Origin of the sequence: Achromobacter deleyi (genome assembly GCF_016127315.1) — a bacterium.
Lineage (GTDB): Bacteria > Pseudomonadota > Gammaproteobacteria > Burkholderiales > Burkholderiaceae_B > Achromobacter > Achromobacter insuavis_A.
In genome coordinates this window covers 6,672,534-6,693,743 of sequence record NZ_CP065997.1, presented here as the reverse complement: position 1 = coordinate 6,693,743, position 21,210 = coordinate 6,672,534, and the positions used below count along the sequence as shown (strand labels likewise).

Genomic DNA, 21,210 nt, shown 5'->3' with positions numbered 1-21,210 from the left:
CGCAGGCGGCCGCGCCTGGGCGAAAAAAAGGGCTCGCGATGGCGAGCCCTTTTTCATGCGTGTCGTGGCCTCAGAGCCGCTCCTGCATGGTGCGGCGGTACCACTCGTGGAAGTGCTGCATGCCGTCTTCCATCGGCGACTGGTAGGGGCCGGTCTCGTTCACGCCGCGCAGCATCAGGGCCTTGCGGCCGGCGTCCATGCGCTCGGCGATCTCGTCGTCCTCGATCGCCGTTTCCATGTAGGCCGCGCGCTGCGCCTCGACGAACTCGCGCTCGAAGGCGGCGATTTCCTCGGGGTAGTAGAACTCGACCACGTTGACGGTTTCCTGCGGGCTCTTCGGGTACAGCGTCGACAGCACCAGCACGTGCGGATACAGCTCGATCATGTGGGTCGGGAAATACGTGACCCAGACCGCGCCGAAATCGGGCGCGTCGCCATCGCGGAACGACAGCAGGCGGTCGTGCCATTGCTTGTAGACGTCCGAACCCGGCTGGGCCAGCGCGTTGTGCACGCCGACCTTCTGCAGGCTGTACCAGTCGTTGAATTCCCAGGTCAGGTCGTCGCAGGTGACGAAGCGGCCCAGGCCCGGGTGGAACGGGCCGACGTGGTAGTCCTCCAGATACACCTCGATGAAGGTCTTCCAGTTGTAGTTGCACTGGTGCACTTCGACGTGGTCCAGCACGTAGTCGCCGAAGTCGAACTCGGGCCGCGCGAACAGCGGCGCCATGTCGGAGGCCGGGTCGCGCGGGCCTTCGAACAGCAGGCCGTGGCAATCGCGCAGGCGGAACTTCTGCAGGTTCATGCAGGGCGTGGTGTCGAACTGCGGCGCGCCCAGCAGCTCACCCTGGTTGTTGTAGGTCCAGCGGTGCAGCGGGCAGACGATATTGCCGCCGGTGGCCTTGAGGCTGCCGTGCGAATTGCAGTGGCCGGTCACGTCGCCGGCTTCGCCGCCCAGCATCAATGCCTGGCGGTGGCGGCAGACATTTGAGATGAGTTCAACGCCTTGCTGGTTGCGAACCAGCACGCGCCCTCCATTTTCCTGGGCCAACGTGCGCCAATCCCCGATTTCGGGCACCAGCTTCTGGTGGCCGACGTACAGCGAGGATTGCTTGAAAATGAGTTCTTGCTCGCGGGCAAAGAGGGCTTCGTCAAAGTAAGCACTGACGGGTAGCTGGGTGCGAGCTGGCACAACATGTGCCATCCGACCGATGTCGGTCATGATTCCCTCCGCTCGGATGAATATTTCCCCCAACGCCGTGCCCACTCAGTACTGCGTACGCGGTGGGCGGGCTGCCCTCAATGGGGGCCTCTTTCTTGGGGCGGCCCGGCGTTAAAAAGCCAGGACGGCTTGAGCTTCACCACGCCCTAGCTGTTCGGAAGGGGATGGCTAAATCCGTTCTGGCGCGAAGAAAAATCGGTGTCTGGCCGATCAAGTAAGCCGTGAATTGTACCCCAACCCCATTCCCCCCGCCCGTGAAGATCGGTGAAGCTTCGTGAAGATCCGGCCCTGGCGGTTTGAGCCCGCGCAAATCGTGATTAACCCTTCGCGCCGTAGGTTTTTCAGACCAGTCTGCGAGTGGCGGGATGGCGTCGCAACAGCCAGCTGCTGGCCGCCGACAGGGCGAACACGGCCAGCGTCAGCAACGGCACGACCCAGGCGTCGCGACGCCCGCCGCCGATGGCGCCGGCCCGGTGCGCCACGTCCAGGAACAGTGGATGGATCAGGTAGACCCCGAACGTCAGCGGCGCCAGCGAGGCCAGGCGGGGCAGGCGCGGCGACGAGACGATCCATTGGAACGCGGCCAGCGACATGAACGGCACGGTCAGGCTGAAGTAGTCGTAGAAGTAGGTGTCCAGTGTCCGCGAGTTGGACATGGCGTACACGCCCAGGGCCGTGGCCGCGACGCTGGCGCCCAGCATCAGCGCGGGGCGCGGCACGCGCAGTTCGCCATCGAATATCTGGCGGCCGGCGACGAAATAGCCCAGGTAGGGCAGGAACCAGGTCAGGAAGAAGCCGGGCTGCGCGCCGAGCGCGCGGCGGTACAGCGCGTCCAGGATGGCCAGGCCCAGGATGCCCACCACCCACAGCGAACGCGAGCGCGGCGTGCTGCGCACGTACAGCAGGCGCACCAGCGGCGCGAACAGGTACAGCCCCACGATCATGTACAGGTACCAGAGGTGGTAGTAGGGCTCGCCCTGGGCGACCTTGCGCGGCCAGAACGAAAAGTCGACGTGGCCGTCGTCCCACCAGTCCAGTCCCGTGCGCCAGGCCAGGTAGAAGAGGGTCCAGAACAGCAGCGGCGCGCAGATCCGCGTGACCCGCTTGCTGTAGAAGCGACGCGCGTCCTGCGGCTTGTCGGGGTCGAGCAGCAGGGCGCCGCTGACCATCACGAACACCGGCACGCACCAGCGGGCCGCGGAGTCGTACAGATTGGCGGCCAGCCAGGCGCCGTTGCCATAGGCCGACGGGTCGCTGACGATCAGGGCGGCGCTGTGCAGCAGCACCACCGCCGCGGCGGCGAGCCAGCGGGCGGCATCCAGCCGGGCGTAGCGGTCATCGGTCAGTGGCATCGGGCTCCCTGGTGAAGGTGTATCGGGGGGCGGGCGCGGCGGCCATCCTCGCTTTTCACCTTAGCAGCCGGGGCGATGCGGGTTCTGTATCCAGGGGTTAGGGGGCGCATGAAAAACCGACAGGGCCCGCAGGGCGCTGTCGGTCGGTGGCCCCGCGGGGCCGCGGGTTCGCGGGCCGGGGCGGCGCCGCGAACGTTTTGTCACGAAACGGCGGCTGCCATCACTGCAGGACGATGTTGGCCTGCTTGATCAGCTGCGACACGATGGGCTGTTCGTTCTTGACCTGCTTGTCCAGTTCGGCGGCGCTGCCCGAGCGCGGCTCGATTCCCATGTCGAGCATGCGCTTTTTCACGGCCTCGTCCTTGAGCGTCTCGGCCAGGGCGGCCTGCAGCTTGTCGAGCACCGGCGCCGGCGTGCCCTTGGGGGCCACGAAGCTGAACCAGGCGGTCATGTCGAAGGCCGGATAGCCTTGCTCGGCCAGCGTCGCCAGCTTCGGCTCGGTGGCCAGGCGGGTGGGGCTGGTGATCGCGAATACCTTGACCTTGCCGGCCTCGGCCTGCGGCATGCCGGTGGCGACCATGTCGAAGAACAGGTCCACGTCGCCGCTGATCAGGGCCGGCAGGGCCTGCGTCGCGCCCTTGAACGGCACGTGCAGGATGTCGACGCCGGCGCGTTCCTTGAACAGTTCGCCGGCCAGGTGCGACGAGGTGCCCGCGCCGAACGTGGCGAAGGTCAGCTTGCCCGGATTCTGCTTGGCGTAGGCGACCACGTCCGCGGTGCTGTTGAACGGGCGCTTGGGGCTGGACAGCAGCACCAGCGGGCCGATCCCGACCATGCCGATGGGCGCGAAGCCATCGGGATCGTAGGGCAGCTCTTTATACAGGTAGCGGTTGGTGACCAGCGTGGAGTTGGTGGCCATCAGGATGGTGTAGCCGTCCGGCGCCTCGCGCGAGACGAAGGCGGCGCCGATCGAGGTGCCGGCGCCGGCCTTGTTCTCGACGATCATGGGCTGGCCCAGCGTCTTGGCCATGCGTTCGGCCAGCACCCGCGTCAGCACGTCGGTGGCGCCGCCCGCCGGGAACGGCGAGACCACCTTGATCGGGCGGGACGGGTAGGTATCTGCCTGGGCGCCCAGCGCGGCGACGCTGAGCAGTAGACCCGCCAGGAACGGGTAGCGCTTGCGAATCATGTTTTCCCCTTGAAATCGCGTGCTTGAGAGTGGTCGGCCGGGCCCGGCTTGGCCCGGTCCGCCTGCCGGTGAGGGCGGGGGCGGGCAGGGCTTGCCAGGTCTCCATGGATGTTTTAAATTCCGTTAATTGGAATTTAATTTTGTTATTCGGAATAAACTATAAAAACGAAGCGAATAGAAATGCAATCTTTTTCTGACCCCAAGCGCATCCCCCATCCCGCGGCCAAGCCCGACCAGAAGCTGGCGCTGAGCGCCCCCGCGCGCCGCAAGCGCGCCGGCGCCGTGGGCGAGGGGCCGGTGTCGCCCGACTTCATCACCGCCCTGGCGCGCGGCCTGGAAGTGCTGCGCTGCTTCCGGCCGGGCGTGGCGGCGCTGGGCAACCTGGACCTGGCGCGCCTGACTGGCCTGCCCAAGCCCACCATCAGCCGCATCACCTACACGTTGACCGAGCTGGGCTATCTGCGCTATCACCCGGACACCGGCAAGTATTCGCCGGGCTACGGCGTGCTGGCGCTGGGCTTCGGCCTGCTGGCCGGGCTGGAGGTGCGCGAACTGGCCAAGGCCTCGATGACCGACCTGGCGCGCGAGACCGGCGGCGCGGTGGCGCTGGGCGCCTTCGACGGCGACGCCATGACCTACGTCGAGGCCATCCACGGCTCGTCCGCCCTGTACCTGCGCTTGCCGGTGGGCTACCGCGCCAGCCTGGACAGCGCCATGGGCCGCGCCTACCTGGCCAGCCTGCCGGCGGCGGCCTGCGCCGACGTGCTGGAGCGGCTGGGGCCGGCCGCGCCGGCGCAGGACGCCATCGAGCGCGCCCGCGCCGAACTGCGCGACACCGGTTGCTGCTTCGCGATCGGCGAGTGGCAATCGGGCATCAACGCCGTGGCGGTGCCGTTCACGTCCGTCACCGGAGAAGGCGTGTTCGTCATGAGTTGCGGCGGTCCCGAGGGCCTGCTGCCCGAGGCCGGGCTGCGCACCCAGGTGGCGCCGGCGCTGCGGGCCGCCATCGCGGGCCTGGCGGGCGCTCCGGCCTGAGCGCGGCGGCGCGTCGTGTCGGGGCCGTGGTATCTCGTACAATTCACGGATTGATCCACCCCTAGTGCCCCCGGAGGCCCGTTTGGCCAAACCTTCTCAAGCCGATCCGCAGACCGACGACCGTCCCTTGCCCCAGGATTTCGAAACGGCCCTGGCCGAACTGGAATCGCTGGTCGCGGCCATGGAAGACGGTTCGCTGCCGCTGGAGCAGTCGCTCGCCGCCTACCGGCGCGGCGTGGCCCTGACGCGCGTCTGCCAGGAACGCTTGGCCCAGGCCGAACAGCAGGTCAAGGTCCTGGAGGGCGACTTGCTGCGCCCGCTGGATGCCGCGGCGCTGGATGACGAATAAGAATCGGATGAAGCAAATACAACTCGCTTTCCCGGAGTGGCTGCAGGGTCGCGTGCGGCATGTCGAAGACGTGCTCGACGACCTCCTGCCGCCCGCCGACGTCGTGCCCGTCCGCCTGCATGAAGCCATGCGCTACGCCGTGCTCGGCGGCGGCAAGCGGGTGCGGGCCGCGCTGGTCTACGCCGCCGGCCAGGCCTGCCCGGTCAGCGGCAGCGTGCTGGCCGTCGAGGCCTCGCTGGACCGCGCCGCCGCGGCGGTGGAGCTGATCCACGCCTACTCGCTGGTGCACGACGACCTGCCCTGCATGGACGACGACGTCCTGCGCCGCGGCCGTCCCACCACTCACGTGCAGTTCGACGAAGCCACCGCCATGCTGGCCGGCGACGCACTGCAACCGCTGGCCTTCGAACTGCTGGCCTCGATGCCCATCGCCCCGGCCCTGATCGTGCAGGCGACACAGTCGCTGGCGCGGGCGGCGGGCAGCCAGGGCATGGCCGGCGGCCAGGCCATCGACCTGCTCAGCGTCGGCCACCGGCTGTCGCGCGACGAACTGCAGCAGATGCACAGCATGAAGACCGGCGCGATGCTGGCCTGCAGCGTGGCGCTGGGCGGCATCGTCGCCGGCGCCAGCTCGGCCTCGCGCCAGGCGCTGGACATCTACGCCCAGGCCATGGGCCTGGCGTTCCAGGTGGTGGACGATATTCTCGACGTGACCGCCGATTCCGCCAGCCTGGGCAAGACGCCGGGCAAGGACGCGGCCGAAAACAAGCCGACCTACGTCTCGCTGCTGGGCCTGGACGAGGCCCGCGCGTTCGCGAGCGAACTGCGCGAGGCCGCGCTGGCCGCGCTCGAACCGCTGGGCGACGCCGGCAAGCGCCTGGCCGAACTGGCTGATTTCATCGTCCTCCGAGACCGTTGAACCGTGACCCGTCCGGGCTGGCCGCAGGCCGGGCATACGAACCCCATACAAGCATGACGACAGAATTACTGGACCGCATCCAATCCCCGGCAGACCTCAAGCGCCTGGATCGTCGCGAGCTCAAGCGCCTGGCCGACGAGTTGCGCGGCTTCGTGCTGGAGTCGGTCTCCAAGACCGGCGGCCACCTGTCGTCGAACCTGGGCACGGTGGAACTGACGCTGGCCCTGCACCAGGTCTTCGATACGCCGCATGACCGCATCGTCTGGGACGTGGGCCACCAGTCCTATCCGCACAAGATCCTGACCGGGCGCCGCGCCGGCATGGCCAAGCTGCGCCAGCTGGGCGGCATCTCGGGCTTTCCCAAGCGCAGCGAATCCGAATACGACGCCTTTGGCACCGCGCATTCGTCGACCTCGATCTCGGCCGCGCTGGGCATGGCGGTGGCCTCGCGCAACGCCGGCGTGCAGCGCCAGCACATCGCCGTCATCGGCGACGGCGCGATGTCGGCCGGCATGGCCTTCGAGGCCATGAACAACGCCGGCGTCACCGCCAACATCAACCTGCTGGTGATCCTGAACGACAACGACATGTCGATCTCGCCGCCGGTGGGGGCGCTGAACCGCTACCTGGCGCGCCTGATGTCGGGCCGCTTCTACGCCGCCGCCAAGAACGTCGGCCGCGCCGTGCTGCAGCACGTGCCGCCGGTGCTCGAACTGGCGCGCCGCTTCGAGGAACACGCCAAGGGCATGGTCACGCCGGCCACGCTGTTCGAAGAATTCGGCTTCAACTACGTCGGCCCGATCGACGGCCACGACCTCGACGCGCTGGTGCCGACGCTGCAGAACCTGAAGGCGCTGCAAGGCCTGCAGTTCCTGCACGTGGTCACCAAGAAAGGGCAAGGCTACAAGCTGGCCGAGGCCGATCCGGTGCTGTATCACGGCCCGGGCAAGTTCGATCCGGCCGTCGGCATCCAGCAATCGAAGGCGCCGGGCAAGCGCACCTTCACCCAGGTGTTCAGCGACTGGCTGTGCGAGATGGGCGAACAGGATTCGCGCCTGGTCGCCGTCACCCCCGCGATGCGCGAGGGTAGCGGCCTGGTCGAATTCGAGAAGCGCTTCCCGCAGCGCTACTTCGACGTCGGCATCGCCGAGCAGCACGCCGTGACCTTCGCCGGCGGCATCGCCTGCGAGTCGCAGAAGCCGGTGCTGGCGATCTACTCGACCTTCCTGCAGCGCGGCTACGACCAACTGATCCACGACGTGGCCCTGCAGAACCTGGACGTCACCTTCGCGCTCGACCGCGCCGGCATCGTCGGCGCCGACGGCGCCACCCACGCCGGCAACTACGACACCGCGTTCCTGCGCTGCGTGCCGAACATGGTGGTGGCGACGCCGTCGGACGAAAACGAAACCCGCCTGTTGCTGTCCACCTGTTATCAGTATCCCGGCCCCGCCTCGGTGCGCTATCCGCGCGGCGCGGGCTGCGGTGCGGTGGAAACCGCCGGCCTGGACACGGTCGAGCTGGGCCGCGGCGTGGTGCGCCGCGAAGGCCGCAAGATCGCCATCCTCGGCTTCGGCACGCTGGTGCAGCCGGCGCTGGCGGTGGCCGAAAAGCTGGACGCCACCGTGGCCGACATGCGCTTCGTCAAGCCGATCGACCGCGCGCTGATCCTGGATCTGGCCAGCCGCCACGACGCGCTGGTGACGATCGAGGACGCCGCGATCATGGGCGGCGCCGGTAGCGCCGTGCTGGAAGTGCTGGCAGCCGAAGGCATCGCGATCCCGGTGCTGCAGCTGGGCTTTCCCGACGAGTTCATCGACCACGGCGACCAGCTGGCGCTGCTGGCCGGGATCGGCCTGGACGCCGCCGGCATCGAGCAATCGATCCGCGCGCGCTACGCCTCGCTGCTGGCCTGATTCCACCCACGCACGGACCGGACCGCCGGTTTGGTCCGTGTGGCGAAACAGTGTGTTCCGGCCCCGGCAGCCTACGAATGAAAGGGTTTTCCCTGGCGCTGGCGGGACTTTGGGCGATAATGGCCCCCTCTTAAAGATTCCTGGGTCTGCGTGTTTACGCCACGCTCGTCGCCCAGACAGGTAAGCCGAAATGAATTCTCCGATCGACCCCGCCATCGTGATGCCCGACGTCCAGAGTTCGGCGGATACGCGGCACATCCCGATCCAGCGCGTGGGCATCCGTGGCGTGCGCCACCCCATGCTCGTCGAGAGCGCCGACGGTTCGCCCCAGGGCACCGTGGCCAACTGGACCCTGACGGTGGCGCTGCCCCCCGAAGAAAAGGGGACGCATATGTCCCGCTTCGTGGCGTTGCTGGAAAAGTACCGCAGCACCCCCATGACGCCGACGCTGTTCCGTGCCATGGCGGCCGACATGCTGCCGCTGCTGCATGCCGAGCGCGGCGACATCACCGCGGCCTTCCCGTACTTCATCAACAAGTCGGCGCCGATCTCCGGCGTGCAGAGCCTGCTGGACTACGAAGTGCAGTGGATCGCCCGCGCCCAGGGCGACCAGGTCGAGTTCGAACTGGTGGTGCAGGTGCCGGTGACCAGCCTGTGCCCGTGTTCCAAGGCCATCTCCGAATACGGCGCGCACAACCAGCGCTCGCACGTGACGGTCTCGGCCATCCTGGAATCCGACATCAGCATGGACGGCGTGATCCGCCTGATCGAAGACGAAGGCTCGTGTGAACTCTGGGGCCTGCTCAAGCGCCCCGACGAGAAGTACGTCACCGAACGCGCCTACGACAACCCCAAGTTCGTCGAAGACCTGGTGCGCGACGTGGCGGCCCGCCTGAACGCGCATCCCGGCATCGCCCGCTACCGCGTCGAGGCCGAGAACTTCGAATCGATCCACAACCACTCGGCCTACGCCGTGGTGGAAGGCTGAGTCCTCCGTGCGGCATCCGGCGGCCAATGACTGGCCGCTCATCGCGAGACTGCAAGGGTGGGAAGCGCGGCTGGCCAGTGGTTTGGCCGGCCGCGGTCGTCTGGGCGTCGCCTGCTACGAGTTCTTCCGCTTCGGCGTGAAGCAGGCCTGGGCCTGCCTGTTCGGCGGCCTGATGTGCGCGCTGCTGCTGGGCACGCACTGGTGGTATCCGCAGGACGCCTGGCTGGCGCGCTACGACTTCCTGACGCTGGCCGCGCTGGCCATCCAGGCTACGCTGCTGGCCCTGCGCATGGAAACCTGGGACGAGGCCAAGGTCATCCTGATGTTCCATGTGGTCGGCACCGGCATGGAACTGTTCAAGACGGCGGCCGGCTCCTGGATCTACCCCGAGGCGAGCGTGCTGCGCATCGGCGGCGTGCCGCTCTTCACCGGCTTCATGTACGCCGCGGTCGGCAGCTACCTGGCGCGGGTCTGGCGCCTGTTCGACTTCCGCTTCCGCGCCCATCCGCCGCTGGCCGCGACCGTGGCGCTGTCGGTGCTGATCTACGTGAATTTCTTCGCGCACCATTTCATCGTCGATTTTCGCCTGGCGCTGTTCGGCCTGACGGCGCTGCTGTTCGCCCGCACCTGGGTCTATTTCCGCATCTGGCAGGACTACCGCCGCATGCCGCTGCTGCTGGGTTTCGTGCTGGTGGCGCTGTTCATCTGGTTCGCCGAGAACATCGGCACCTTCGCCAACGCCTGGCGCTATCCCAATCAGTCGCAGGGCTGGGAGCTGGTCTCGATCAACAAGCTGGGTTCGTGGTTCCTGCTCATGATCATCAGCTACGTGATGGTCAGCGTGGTCAGCCGGCCGCAGGAGATCGGTGTGGCCGATACGCCGCGTGCGGCGGGGCCGGATAACGCGTCCCCGATTTCCTGAGCGCCGCTGGCTTGCGTCCAGCGGTCCGATCGGCGATAATCGAGAGCTTTCTTGCTCGACCGCCCATGTTTTTTGGGTAGCGGGCTGCCCCTTGCAAGCCATACGCCTTGAAGAAAAAGACCAGTGATAGAGAAAGCACTGGAAAGCCGGAACTGACCGCGAGCACGATGTGCGCGCGGGCTGATGACGGTGTCAGGCGAACGGCGGGCAAGACATCCTCAAGGAGTTTTACTCATGCGTCACTACGAAGTGGTGTTTATCGTTCACCCCGACCAAAGCGAGCAAGTGCCCGCCATGGTCGAGCGTTACCAAGCGCTGGTCACGGGCCAAGGCGGCTCGGTGCATCGCCTGGAAGACTGGGGTCGCCGTCAACTGGCCTACCCGATCCAGAAGCTCGTCAAGGCTCACTACGTCTGCCTGAACATCGAGTGCGGCCAAGCCACGCTGGATGAGCTGGAACACTCGTTCCGCTACAACGACGCCGTGCTGCGCCACCTGGTCATCAAGACCAAGAAGGCCCAGACCACGCCCTCGATCATGATGAAGTCGGTCGAGCGCGAAGAAGCCCGCAAGGCTTCGGCGGAAGCTGTCGCGGCTCAGGCCGAGTAAGCAGGGCTCACGCGAGAGCCCATCCCATGAAGTCCCCTCGGTGCCTGGCAGGATGAACAAGCTGGAACTCAGCGCCCGCGTTCTCGAATGCGAGCCTTTGCGCCACACTCCCGCCGGTCTGCCAGCCCTGGAAATGGTGCTGGCGCACGAATCTGAGGTCATCGAAGCCGGCCATCCGCGCCGTGTCGAACTGACGATCTCGGCCGTGGCACTGGGCGATCTGGCGTTGCTGTTGCAAGGAACGGCGCTGGGGTCCGAATTGCACGTGCAGGGGTTTCTGGCCCCGGTGCGCAAGGACTCCGTGAAGTTCAAGCTGCATCTGCAGCAGGCGCGCAAGATCCGCGGCAGCGCAGGACGCGATCCGCTGGTGGCTTGACGGGAATGGGTGACGGGCGCGAGAGCGCCTTCTGAATACGGATAGGTTACGGGGAGTCGGGCCCGATCAAGGTAGACCCGGTCCTCTCAAACATAAGGCACATATCATGGCTTTCTTCGGAAAACGCAAGGAAAAACGCAAATTCACGCAGCAGAACCCGCTCTTCAAGCGTCGTAAGTTCTGCCGCTTCACCGCCGCCGGCGTCGAAGAGATCGACTACAAGGATCTGGACACCCTGCGCGACTTCGTGCAAGAAAACGGCAAGATCATCCCGGCTCGTCTGACCGGCACCAAGGCAATCTACCAGCGCCAGCTGGACACCGCCATCAAGCGCGCGCGCTTCCTGGCCCTGTTGCCTTACACCGACAACCACAACTAATCCGGGGCACTGAAATGCAAGTTATTCTGCTCGAAAAAGTCGTCAACCTGGGTAACCTCGGCGAAGTCGTCCGCGTGCGTGATGGCTACGCCCGCAACTTCCTGATCCCCCAGAAGAAGGCCCGTCGCGCAACCGACGCCGCCCTGAAGGAATTCGAAGCCCGCCGCGCCGAACTGGAAAAGATCCAGGCCGAGAAGCTGGCCGCCGCCCAGGCCCTGGGTGAGCGCGTCAACGGCTACCAGCTGAAGATCGTCCAGAAGGCTGGTGTCGACGGCCGTCTGTTCGGCTCGGTCACCAACGCCGACGTCGCCGAAGGTCTGAAGAAGGCCGGTTTCGAAGGCATCGAGAAGTCGCAAGTGCGCATGCCCAATGGCCAGCTGAAGGCCGTCGGCGAGTTCCCGATCCAGGTCGCCCTGCACGCCGACGTCGTCGTCGACGTCACGGTGCTGGTCGAAGGCGAACTGTCCTAAACCGGACTCCTCGCCAGGAAGGAAAGCCGGCCCGCGTGCCGGCTTTTTTTCTTTTCACGGCGCGGTTGCTTTTGCCCGCTTTGCCATCCGGTGTTTGCGTGTAGTCTTTCGGGCTGCATGCCCACCTTCCATGCTGTTGCCACCGAGGACCTCTTGACCCAGCCGCCCGTCCACCACAACGCCCCCCCCGGATTGCGCGCCTGGCTCGACAGCCTGGACGCCGAGCGCGAGCCGTCGGTGCGGGACGCCACCATCGATGGGGTGCGCTGCATCATCAAGCGCCGCCGGCCGAGCCTGGCGAGCGGGGTCAGCTATGTGCTGCGCTATGCGCGCGCGCTGTTCCTCGGCGTGGGCTGCAAGCTGTTCCTGGGCGAATTTCCGCGTCCCGGCATCCTGCTGCGCAATGGCCTGGAGCACGAGGCCCGGCGCCTCAACCAACTGTTGCAGGCCGGCTGCCGCGTGCCCGAGGTCTGGTGGCAGGAGCAGGGCCTGCTTGTGCTGGAATTCGTCGGCGAGGACCTGGCCGACCTGATCCGCAACGAGGACACCACCTCGCGCCTGTGGCTGACGCGGGCGGCCGCCACCGACCTGGCCGCCTTCCACGCCCGTGGGCTGTGGCACGGCGGCGCGCAGATCCGCAACATCACCCTGCAGGACGGCGAACTGTGGCGCATCGATTTCGAAGAGAACATCGGCTCGACACTGTCGCGTCCGCTGGCCCAGGCCTATGATCTGTTCCAGATGCTGGCCTCGCTGGCCTCGCTGCGTAAATTGCCCGACGACGTCGGCCGCACGCTGGGTAGACTGGCGCTGGACGTCTATTTCGAATGCAATCCCGACCCCGAGGTCAAGGCCCGCCTGCGCCGCCTGACCCGGGTGCTTTCCTTCATCGCCACGCCGCTGCGGCCCCTGCTGGGCCGCGTGCCGTCGCGCGATGTGCAGGGTTTCTTCCGCGTCGCGGATATCCTGCAGCCGTTATTATTGAAGCCATGAACACACCTGCCGACTCCCAGCTTGAATACCTGCGCGTTCCCCCTCATTCCATCGAGGCGGAGCAGTCGGTGCTGGGCGGCCTGCTGCTGGACAACGCAGCCTGGGACCGCATCGCCGACGTGCTGGTCGAAGAAGACTTCTACCGCCACGACCACCGGCTCATCTGGCACCACATCGCCCGGCTGATCGGGCTGGCGCGGCCGGCCGACGTCATCACCGTGCACGAATCGCTGGTCAGCGCCGGCAAGGCCGACGACGCCGGCGGCCTGGCCTACCTGAATGCGCTGGCGCACAACACGCCGTCGGCCGCCAACATCCGCCGCTACGGCGAAATCGTGCGCGAGCGCGCCATGCTGCGCAAGCTGGTGTCGATCGCCGACGAGATTTCCTCGGCCGCCATGAACCCGCAGGGCAAGGAAGCGCGCCAACTGCTGGACGAGGCCGAGTCCAAGGTGTTCCAGATCGCCCAGGAAGGCGCGCGCGGCGCCGCCGGCTTCCAGGAAATCCAGCCGCTGCTGACGCAGGTGGTGGAACGCATCGACGAGCTCTACCACCGCGAAAGCACTTCTGATGTGACCGGCGTGCCCACCGGCTTCACCGATCTCGACAAGATGACTTCGGGCATGCAGGGTGGCGACCTGATCATCGTGGCAGGCCGCCCGTCCATGGGCAAGACCTCGTTCTCGATGAACATCGGCGAGCACGTCGCCATCGAAGAGGGCCTGCCGGTGGCGGTGTTCTCGATGGAAATGGGCGCGGTGCAGCTGGCGATGCGTATGCTAGGTTCGGTCGGCCTGCTCGACCAGCACCGCATGCGGACCGGCAAGCTGATCGCCGAGGACTGGCCGCGCGTGACCCACGCGGTGCAGCTGATGCAGGACGCGCAGGTCTACATCGATGAATCGCCCGCGCTCAGCCCGATGGAAGTGCGCGCCCGCGCGCGCCGCCTGGCGCGCCAGTGCGGCCAGCTCGGCCTGATCATCATCGACTACCTGCAGCTGATGTCGGGCAACGGCTCGGGCGAGAACCGCGCCACCGAAGTGTCGGAAATCAGCCGTTCGCTCAAGGGCCTGGCCAAGGAGCTGAACTGTCCGCTGATCGCGCTGTCGCAGCTGAACCGAAGCCTGGAACAGCGTCCCAACAAGCGCCCCGTGATGAGCGACTTGCGCGAATCGGGCGCCATCGAACAGGACGCGGACGTGATCCTGTTCATCTACCGCGACGAGGTCTACAACCCCGACTCGCCGGACAAGGGCACCGCCGAGATCATCATCGGCAAACAGCGTAACGGCCCCATCGGCTCGGTGCGCCTGACCTTCCAGGGGTCGAGCACGCGCTTCCTGAACTTCTCCGGCGCGCAGCCGCGGGACCTGTACTGAGCGTCCATCGCCGACCCAAGAAAAACCGAGCTCCATGAACTGACCCCCGAAAGTTGGACGAAATCCAACCTTCGGGGGTTTTTCACATGGCGGCGGGGCGGATTCACTCTTCCGTTTCGGGCCGCTTGCCGTAGCGCGCGGCCAGCACGCCGCAGACCATCAGCTGGATCTGGTGGAACAGCATCAGCGGCAGCACGATGGCGCCCACCGCGTGGCCGGCGAACAGCACCTGGGCCATCGGAATGCCGCTGGCCAGGCTCTTCTTGGAGCCGCAGAACAGCAGCGTGATGCGGTCCGGCAGGTTGAAGCCGAACATCCTGCCGGCCAGCGCCGACAGGCCCAGCGCCAGCGCCAGGATGACGGCGCAGCACACCACCAGGCCCAGCAGCGCGGGGATCGGCGTGGTGCTCCACAGGCCTTCGTTGATGGCCTCCGAGAACGCGGTGTAGACCACCAGCAGGATCGAGCCCTGGTCGACGAACTTCAGCATCGCCTTGCGCTTGTGCACCCAGGCGCCGATCCAGCGGCGGGCGAACTGGCCCAGCACGAACGGCAGCAGCAGCTGCAGCATGATCTTGCCGACGGCGTCGAACGAGATCGGCGCGCTGCCGGCGTTGGCGACCACGGTGCCCACCAGCAGCGGCGTCAGGAAAATGCCCAGCAGGCTCGAGGCCGAGGCGCTGCAGACCGCGGCCGGCACGTTGCCGCGCGCCATCGACGTGAAGGCGATGGCCGATTGCACGGTGGCGGGCAGGCAGCACAGGAACAGGATGCCGAGATACAGCTCGGGGGTGACCAGCGGCTCCAGCACCGGCTTGAGCGCCAGGCCCAGCAGCGGGAACATCAGGAAGGTGGCCGAGAAGATCGTGAGGTGCAGCTTCCAGTGGGTGAGGCCGGCGATGATGGCCTCGCGCGACAGGCGCGCGCCGTGCAGGAAGAACAGCAGGCCGACCGCGATGTTGGTGATCCAGCCGAACACCACCACGCCTTGCCCGTGGGCGGGCACGATGCTGGCGATGATGACGGTGCAGATCAGGTAGAGGGTGAAGCGGTCGGGCAGGAGACGGACAAGGCGTGACATGGAGGGGGGTAGGGGGATGACGGAAAGCGGCGGCGCGCCTGGCGCGCCGGAATCGGGGCGTATTGTAGACCCGGGGGGGGCTTGCAGGCCGCTGGCGGGCCGGGCGGGTGTCCGCCTGTTGAGCCCCTGGGGGTCAGGGCGTCATGGCCAGCGCCAGGTCGAACGCGGCGATCAGCGAGGCCTGGTCGGCCAGGCCCTTGCCGGCGATATCGAAGGCGGTGCCGTGGTCGACGCTGGTGCGCACGAACGGCAGGCCGATGGTGACGTTGACGCCATGGTCCACGCCCAGGTACTTCACGGGGATCAGGCCCTGGTCGTGGTACTGGGCCACCACGATGTCGAACTCGCCACGGCGGGCCCGCATGAAGACCGTGTCGCCGGGCCAGGGGCCGCTGGCGTCGATGCCTTCGTCGCGGGCACGGCGGATGGCCGGCCCGATGATGTCGATGTCCTCGCGGCCGAACTTGCCGCCTTCGCCGGCGTGCGGGTTCAGGCCGGCCACCGCGACGCGCGGATGGGCGATGCCCATCTGGCGGCAGGCGCGGTCGGCCAGCCGCATGGCGGTCAGCTCGGCCTCGGGCGTGATGCGCGCCATGACGTCGGCCAGGGCGACGTGGATGGTCACCAGCAGCACGCGCAGTTCGTCGTTGGCGAGCATCATGGCGAAGTCGTCGGTGCCCGAGCGCTCCGCCAGGATTTCGGTGTGGCCGGGATAGTCGATGCCGGCCTCGTGCATGGACTGCTTGTTCAGCGGCGCGGTGACGATGGCGCGGATGCGTCCGGCCTGGGCGTCGTCGATGGAGGCGCAGACGTAGTCGTAGGCGGCGCGTCCGGCCGCGGCGTTGACCTGGCCGAAGGGCAGGTCGGGCGGCAGCGCGGGGCCACAGGCGATGACCTCGATGTGGCTGGCATCGCCGCTGGCCAGGCCGGCGTGCGCGATTTCCGTGATCTCCAGGCGCGCTCCCAGCGCGCTCGCGGCGCGGCGCAGGGCGCCGGCGTCGCCGTAGACCACGCAGGGCGCATTCAGGCCCTGGGCGCAGGCCTTGACGACGATTTCGGGGCCGATGCCGGCGGCATCCCCCATGGTGATGCCCACGGGCGGGGGAGTGTTCACGATGTGTTCCAGGATTACTGCTTGGCGTCCTTCGGCGTTACGATCTCGCCGCACTCGAACGTGACCGTGGCGCGCTTGGAACCCAGGCCCGTGGCGTGGTTGGACGTCACCGACGGCTTCTGCAGCTTGCGTCCGATGGACTGGCAGTACTGGTCGGCGCGCTGCAAGGCCTGGTTCTTGATTTCGACCCAGGTCAGCAACTGCGTGCCGGAGCTGTAGGTGACGCTGTAGCCATTCTTGCCGGTGGGCGTCACTTCGCTCATGCTGGAACACGCGGTCAGCAGGGCGAGCATGGCGGAGACGAAGGCAAGGCGTGCGAGCATGGGAGATCCGTAGAAGGCAATTGGCCAGATTACAACATTATGCCGCCCCCGCCGCCCGCCGGGGAGGGGACAGCGCTCTACGGCGCACCGACCGCGCTACGGCGGTCGACCTTGCGGCTGAGCACGATCGAGGTTTGCGTCTGCTTGACGCCGTCGATCAGGCCAATGCGGTCCAGCAGCTCGTCGAGCTGCTCATGGGTTTCGCAGCGCAGGAAGATCAGGTAGTCGTACGGGCCGCTGACCGAGGACACTTCCTCGACCTCGGGCATCTTCTCGAGCTCGCGGATCACCGCCGCCGGCGTCTTGGGCAGGACGCTGATGAAGCAGTAGGCGCGCACCGCAGCTTCTTCGAGCAGGCGGCCGAGCCGCACGCCGTAGCCCGCCACGATGCTCTCGCGCTCGAGCCGGGCGATGCGCGCCACCACGGTGGTGCGCGCCAGCCCCAGCTTGCGCGCCAGGATGGCGGCCGGTTCGCGGGCGTTGGCCTGCAGCAGGCTGAGCAGTTGCCGGTCGATGGCGTCTAGGCGTTCATTCATGCGCCCGACCATACAGGGGCGACGCGGCGCAAGTCAATGCGCGGCTCAGCCGTCGGATTCGGGCGGAATGCCGCCTTGATAGACGCGGCCGTCGAAGGCAAAGCGGGTGATGGTGCGGGAGGCCGCGTCGAAGACCCGGTCGCGGCGGGCGGCGTCCGGTTCGCGCGCCGGCGCCAGCGTGAAGCGGCAGAGGTCGGCGGCGCTGTCGTAGCGGGCCTCGCGCACCAGATCGCTGACGCCGAACTCCTGCACGTGATGGGCGAACTCGCGCAGTTGTTCCATCTCGTGGAAGGCGCCGTGGTCGCTGACCAGCCGCATGCCGAACTTGTCTTCCTCGAGGGCGGCGGGCGGGGCGGCCGGCGCTGGCGCGGCGCGGGGCGCGCCGGCGGAATCGTAGTCGAAGCGCGCGCCGGCCTCGCGCATGGCCGCCAGCACGCCCTGCCAGGCGGACTCGTCCAGCGTCAGGCGGGCGGCGATGCCCAGCAGCCGCTGTTGTCCCAGCGCGCGCGGCTGCGGGCCGCCAACGTAGCTGGACCAGGGCACCGCGGCGTCCAGGCCGGCCAGCTCGGCCATCTGCGCATCGCTGTATCCCAGCCGTTCCTGCAGCCGCCGCAGCGATGCCGCGTCGGGGGGCACATAGTCGTGGATCGTCTTCATGGGCACGCTCCGTTGATGCCGCGCTACGCTTGATGCTAGCGCGCACGGCCGCGCTTGCCCAGCGGCCCGGCCGGCCCATGCTAGGATTTGCGCCGATATTCATTGCCAGGAGGCTTTTCCATGGACATCCAGGAACAAATCGCGGTCATCGTGCATACCATTTCGCACCAGGGCGGCCGCATCGACGCGCTCAACTCGGCGCTGCTGACGATGCTGCACCTGGCCAAGGGCTCGCCCGGCCTGCGCGAGGCGATCGAGGCGCAACTGGAGCAGAACTATTCCAGCCTGCTGGCCCGTTCGGAAAACCCCCAATACGTGGCGGGTTTCGAGAGCGTGCGCGACCAGATCATCGCCGCGCTGAAGTAGCCACCGGCCCCCGCGGTCCGCCGAAGTTACCCACAACTTCTGTGGACAAGCCTTGGGATAGCGCGGGCATAGAAAGCCTTTTTCCTTTAATTACAACGGCTTGCAAAGTGCGGTCAAAGGCGGCGCCAAAACCGCCTGTGTCCACCGCGCGACAGGGGCCGGCAGAGGTCCCGCAAGCCGGGTAATATGCCGCCCCATGCGGAATCAGTATCCATTGGAATACCGGAATCGTGGCCTCGCGGCCCGGGTTTCGGAAGCGGCAAAGCTGGCGGCGTTCGACCCCGGCAAACTTTCTCCCGAAGCGCGCCAAAGTTGGGAGCGCCTGGGCCATGGCTTCAAGGCCTGGCACGACTTCGACCAGCGTCATCCCATCCTGCGGCGGCTGGCCCTGCTGCCGTTCATCGGCCGCCTGTATCGCAAGGCGCGCCGCCGGCACGTGTTGCGCGCCAGCGGCAAGCTGGTCTTCTGAGCGGCGCGACGGCTACCGGCGCCGCCGCGCGTACAGCCAATAGGCCAGCCAGGTCGCGATGCCGATCACCGCGGCCACCGCCAGCTTGGTCTCCACGCCATGCAGGCGGCCGAGCAGGGACTCGATGGTCTGCCCGAACACATATCCCACCAGGCTGAAGCACACCGCCCAGATCGCGGCGGCGATGGCGTTGAGCGCCAGAAAGCGCAGCGACGAGACCTGCGAGACCCCCAGCGCCACCGGTCCCACCGTGCGCAGCCCATAGAGAAAGCGCAACGCCAGGATGAAGCCGTGCGGATAGCGGTCGACCAGCGCCAGCGCCTTGCCGAACGCGGGCTGGGCCCGCACCCGCCGCACGTAGCGGTGTTCACGGTAGCGGCGGCCCAGATAGAACAGCGCCTGGTCGGCGATGAACGAGCCGGCGAACGCGCACAGCATCACGTAGGGCAGGTGCAGCAGGCGCTGGTGCGACAGGAAGCCCGCCAGCACCACCACGCTTTCGCCTTCGAGCAGGGTGCCGCCCAGCACCGCCCACAGGCCGTAGTCGACGATGAATTGATGCAGGTGCGGATTCATGGCTGGCGCTCGCCGACGATGCGCGCCAGGGTCATCAGCGCCCGCGCGATCTCGGGGGTGTGGCGTTGTCCGCAACTGATGCGCAGGAAATGGTTGTAGCGCGTGCCGTTGGAGAACATCGCGCCCGGCGCCACGCGGATGCCCTGCTGCAGGGCGGCCTCGAAGACATCCAGCCCCGAGCGGCCGTCCGGCATCTCCAGCCACAGCAGCATGCCGCCGGTCGGCATGCTCAGGCGGGTGCCGCGCGGGAAATGCGCGGCGATGGCTTCGGCGGTCTGCTCGCGCTGCGTCTTCAATTGCCGGCGCAGCCGCGCCAGGTGCCGGTCGTAGGCGCGCGATCCCAGGTATTCGGCCACCGCCATCTGCGCCAGCGGTTCGTTGGGCCGGCTCTGCGCGAATTTCAGCATGGCGATGCGGGCCTTCCAGCGGCCACCCAGCAGCCAGCCCAGCCGCATGCCCGGCGCCAGCGTCTTGTGCAGCGACGAGCAATAGATGACGTTGCCGGTCGGATCCCAGGACTTGGCCGCGGCCAGCGGCGTGTCGTCGTCGTTCAGCGCGCCATAGGTGTCGTCCTCGATCAGCGGCACCTGCTGGCGTTCGCACAGGGCCACCAGGCGCGCCTTCTCGGCGTCGGGCATGACGCAGCCCAGCGGGTTCTGGAAGTTCGGCACCACCACCACCGCGCGGATGTTGCCGTGGGTCTGGAACGCCAGGTCCAGCGCCTCGATCGACAGGCCGTGCTGCGGGCTGGTGGGAATCTCCAGCGCGCGCATGCCCAGGCTTTCCAGGATCTGCAGCAGGCCGAAGTAGGTGGGCGACTCGACCGCGATGGTGTCGCCCGGCCGGGCCACGGCGCGCAGCGCCAGGTTCAACGCCTCGATGCAGCCGTGGGTGACGATGACGTCATCGGGCGTGGCGTTGATGCCGTTGGCCAGCGCGCGCCGCGCCAGCACCGTGCGCAGGTCGGGGTGGCCCTGGGGCGGCACCGGGCTGACCAGCACCTGGGGCGACTGTCGCAGCGCCCGGATCATCGCCTGCTTCAGGTCTTCCATCGGATAGGCTTCCGGCACCGCCGCGGCCAGCGCGAAGTTGGCGCTGACGGGATGGGCCTCGCACTTGGCGATGAAGTCCGACACGCGGTCGTGGATGCCGACGTACTGGGCCGTGCCCAGCGCCTGGCGGATGTCCGGTTCGTTGACGGGCGGGATGCTGTTGCGGCGCGGCTTGAGGACGAAGTAGCCGGAGCGGGGTCGGGCCTCGATCAGGCCGTCATCCTCGAGCAGGCGGCAGGCCTGCAGCGCGGTCGAGAGGCTGACGTGGTGGGTGCGCACCAGCATGCGCACGGACGGCATGCGCTGGTCCGGGGCCAGGACCCCGGTCTGGATGGCGCGCCGGTAGTGGTTCGCCAGGCGTAGGTATAGCGGTTGCGGGTCCATGCGCCGATCATGCTCCCCGAGGTTGGGTTGAGGGTAGGCACAGATTCACGCAAAGTACACCATAACAGCGTCGAAATCGAGAGGCTGCATCGGTACAGAAAGCCGGATTGTGTGGCTGTTGCGCAAAACAGGGCGGACGTAGCCTGTAGGGGTCTGATTGGAGATTCCCATGGCCCTGTTTCCCACCCCCGAACCCCGTTCGCAACGGTTTGATCTGCTGGCCGGCGCCAGCCGCCAGGTGCGCCTGCGCGGCGGGGCGCTGATCGTCTGCGTCAGCGGCAGCCTGATGCTGGCCGAGCCGCCGTATCGCTCGGATATGCCGCCAGGCCGCTATTTGCCGCCGCCGATGCGCCTGAACGCGGGTGAAAGCCATTGCCTGCCGGAAGGCGGTCCGTTGACGCTGACGGCGGTCGGCCAGACGCAGGCCATCTGCCTGGATCCGCCCGGCCTGCTGGCGCGCGTCGCGGCCTTCCTGACGGGTTTTTTGGGCTCGGAAAGCAAAAATAATCGGTCCAATGCGCTGGGTGCGCTGCACAAGATTTCAAAATGATGTATGA

The 21,210-nt window shown here is 67.2% G+C and carries 25 protein-coding genes; 15 read left to right on the top strand and 10 right to left on the bottom strand.

Going from position 1 to position 21,210, the window contains the following annotated elements:
- Positions 1–70: 70 nt before the first annotated feature.
- The 3 genes from I6I07_RS30295 to I6I07_RS30285 form a co-directional block, all read right to left on the bottom strand.
- Positions 71–1,219, bottom strand: a complete 1,149-nt coding sequence (locus tag I6I07_RS30295) for an aromatic ring-hydroxylating oxygenase subunit alpha (RefSeq protein ID WP_198484851.1) — start codon at positions 1,217–1,219, stop codon at positions 71–73.
- A gap of 341 nt (positions 1,220–1,560) precedes the next feature.
- Entirely contained in the window at positions 1,561–2,571 is a 1,011-nt protein-coding gene (locus I6I07_RS30290; RefSeq protein WP_198484850.1) for an acyltransferase, read from the bottom strand.
- 220 nt (positions 2,572–2,791) lie between these two features.
- Complete coding sequence (locus tag I6I07_RS30285; protein WP_198484849.1) at positions 2,792–3,760, bottom strand: Bug family tripartite tricarboxylate transporter substrate binding protein; 969 nt, start codon at positions 3,758–3,760, stop codon at positions 2,792–2,794.
- 180 nt (positions 3,761–3,940) lie between these two features.
- On the opposite strand from I6I07_RS30285, the gene I6I07_RS30280 reads away from it, so the two are divergent.
- The 12 genes from I6I07_RS30280 to I6I07_RS30225 all read left to right on the top strand — a co-directional run bounded on the left by I6I07_RS30280 (position 3,941) and on the right by I6I07_RS30225 (position 14,095).
- On the top strand, positions 3,941–4,795 hold the full coding sequence (locus I6I07_RS30280; protein WP_198484848.1) for an IclR family transcriptional regulator: 855 nt from the start codon (positions 3,941–3,943) through the stop codon (positions 4,793–4,795).
- Positions 4,796–4,877: 82 nt separating this feature from the next.
- Entirely contained in the window at positions 4,878–5,144 is a 267-nt protein-coding gene (locus I6I07_RS30275) for an exodeoxyribonuclease VII small subunit (RefSeq protein ID WP_006393710.1), read from the top strand.
- Between the two features lie 7 nt (positions 5,145–5,151).
- Positions 5,152–6,063, top strand: coding sequence for a polyprenyl synthetase family protein (locus tag I6I07_RS30270; RefSeq protein WP_198484847.1), 912 nt, complete (start codon positions 5,152–5,154; stop codon positions 6,061–6,063).
- A gap of 53 nt (positions 6,064–6,116) precedes the next feature.
- Entirely contained in the window at positions 6,117–7,979 is a 1,863-nt protein-coding gene (gene dxs / locus I6I07_RS30265) for a 1-deoxy-D-xylulose-5-phosphate synthase (protein ID WP_198484846.1), read from the top strand.
- A gap of 190 nt (positions 7,980–8,169) precedes the next feature.
- A complete protein-coding gene (gene folE2 / locus I6I07_RS30260; RefSeq protein WP_198484845.1) occupies positions 8,170–8,967 on the top strand; it encodes a GTP cyclohydrolase FolE2 in 798 nt (265 codons plus the stop codon).
- 7 nt (positions 8,968–8,974) lie between these two features.
- Entirely contained in the window at positions 8,975–9,889 is a 915-nt protein-coding gene (locus tag I6I07_RS30255) for a DUF817 domain-containing protein (RefSeq protein WP_198484844.1), read from the top strand.
- 234 nt (positions 9,890–10,123) lie between these two features.
- Positions 10,124–10,498, top strand: coding sequence for a 30S ribosomal protein S6 (rpsF, locus tag I6I07_RS30250; RefSeq protein WP_006393715.1), 375 nt, complete (start codon positions 10,124–10,126; stop codon positions 10,496–10,498).
- A 52-nt stretch (positions 10,499–10,550) separates the two neighbouring features.
- On the top strand, positions 10,551–10,874 hold the full coding sequence (priB, locus tag I6I07_RS30245; protein ID WP_054433365.1) for a primosomal replication protein N: 324 nt from the start codon (positions 10,551–10,553) through the stop codon (positions 10,872–10,874).
- A gap of 106 nt (positions 10,875–10,980) precedes the next feature.
- Positions 10,981–11,253 carry a 30S ribosomal protein S18 gene (rpsR, locus tag I6I07_RS30240; RefSeq protein WP_006218308.1) on the top strand — a complete coding sequence of 91 codons (273 nt, stop codon included), beginning with the start codon at positions 10,981–10,983 and terminating at the stop codon, positions 11,251–11,253.
- Positions 11,254–11,267: 14 nt separating this feature from the next.
- Positions 11,268–11,723 (top strand): 50S ribosomal protein L9, encoded by a 456-nt coding sequence (rplI, locus tag I6I07_RS30235; protein ID WP_054433364.1) that lies wholly within the window; start codon positions 11,268–11,270, stop codon positions 11,721–11,723.
- Positions 11,724–11,876: 153 nt separating this feature from the next.
- A complete protein-coding gene (locus I6I07_RS30230; RefSeq protein ID WP_198487729.1) occupies positions 11,877–12,716 on the top strand; it encodes an RIO1 family regulatory kinase/ATPase in 840 nt (279 codons plus the stop codon).
- Positions 12,713–14,095, top strand: a complete 1,383-nt coding sequence (locus tag I6I07_RS30225) for a replicative DNA helicase (protein WP_006393719.1) — start codon at positions 12,713–12,715, stop codon at positions 14,093–14,095. The genes I6I07_RS30230 and I6I07_RS30225 overlap by 4 nt, the downstream gene beginning before the upstream one ends.
- Before the next feature lie 103 nt (positions 14,096–14,198).
- Here the strand turns inward: I6I07_RS30225 and I6I07_RS30220 are convergent, their stop codons facing one another.
- The 5 genes from I6I07_RS30220 to I6I07_RS30200 form a co-directional block, all read right to left on the bottom strand.
- Positions 14,199–15,176, bottom strand: coding sequence for a bile acid:sodium symporter family protein (locus I6I07_RS30220; protein WP_198484843.1), 978 nt, complete (start codon positions 15,174–15,176; stop codon positions 14,199–14,201).
- A 133-nt stretch (positions 15,177–15,309) separates the two neighbouring features.
- The gene (gene pdxA / locus I6I07_RS30215) at positions 15,310–16,290 is read right to left on the bottom strand and encodes a 4-hydroxythreonine-4-phosphate dehydrogenase PdxA (protein ID WP_198484842.1); all 981 of its coding nucleotides are present in this window, start codon (positions 16,288–16,290) and stop codon (positions 15,310–15,312) included.
- 14 nt (positions 16,291–16,304) lie between these two features.
- Positions 16,305–16,613, bottom strand: coding sequence for a hypothetical protein (locus I6I07_RS30210; protein ID WP_198484841.1), 309 nt, complete (start codon positions 16,611–16,613; stop codon positions 16,305–16,307).
- Positions 16,614–16,690: 77 nt separating this feature from the next.
- Positions 16,691–17,149, bottom strand: a complete 459-nt coding sequence (locus I6I07_RS30205) for an Lrp/AsnC family transcriptional regulator (RefSeq protein ID WP_171663306.1) — start codon at positions 17,147–17,149, stop codon at positions 16,691–16,693.
- A gap of 45 nt (positions 17,150–17,194) precedes the next feature.
- Positions 17,195–17,806, bottom strand: coding sequence for a hypothetical protein (locus I6I07_RS30200; protein WP_198484840.1), 612 nt, complete (start codon positions 17,804–17,806; stop codon positions 17,195–17,197).
- A 120-nt stretch (positions 17,807–17,926) separates the two neighbouring features.
- Here I6I07_RS30200 and I6I07_RS30195 point away from each other — a divergent pair, with 120 nt between their 5' ends.
- Both I6I07_RS30195 and I6I07_RS30190 read left to right on the top strand, forming a co-directional pair.
- Positions 17,927–18,172: a hypothetical protein gene (locus tag I6I07_RS30195; protein WP_006393727.1), complete on the top strand. Its 246-nt coding sequence runs from the start codon at positions 17,927–17,929 to the stop codon at positions 18,170–18,172.
- A gap of 214 nt (positions 18,173–18,386) precedes the next feature.
- The gene (locus tag I6I07_RS30190; protein ID WP_232625829.1) at positions 18,387–18,641 is read left to right on the top strand and encodes a hypothetical protein; all 255 of its coding nucleotides are present in this window, start codon (positions 18,387–18,389) and stop codon (positions 18,639–18,641) included.
- A 12-nt stretch (positions 18,642–18,653) separates the two neighbouring features.
- Here I6I07_RS30190 and I6I07_RS30185 read toward each other — a convergent pair whose 3' ends face one another.
- On the bottom strand, positions 18,654–19,217 hold the full coding sequence (locus I6I07_RS30185; RefSeq protein ID WP_006393729.1) for a DedA family protein: 564 nt from the start codon (positions 19,215–19,217) through the stop codon (positions 18,654–18,656).
- Positions 19,214–20,653: a PLP-dependent aminotransferase family protein gene (locus tag I6I07_RS30180; protein WP_198484838.1), complete on the bottom strand. Its 1,440-nt coding sequence runs from the start codon at positions 20,651–20,653 to the stop codon at positions 19,214–19,216. Before I6I07_RS30180 ends, I6I07_RS30185 begins: the two co-directional genes overlap by 4 nt.
- Positions 20,654–20,822: 169 nt before the next feature.
- Between I6I07_RS30180 and I6I07_RS30175 the strand changes: the two genes are divergently transcribed.
- Positions 20,823–21,203, top strand: coding sequence for a hypothetical protein (locus I6I07_RS30175; RefSeq protein ID WP_198484837.1), 381 nt, complete (start codon positions 20,823–20,825; stop codon positions 21,201–21,203).
- Positions 21,204–21,210: the final 7 nt, after the last annotated feature.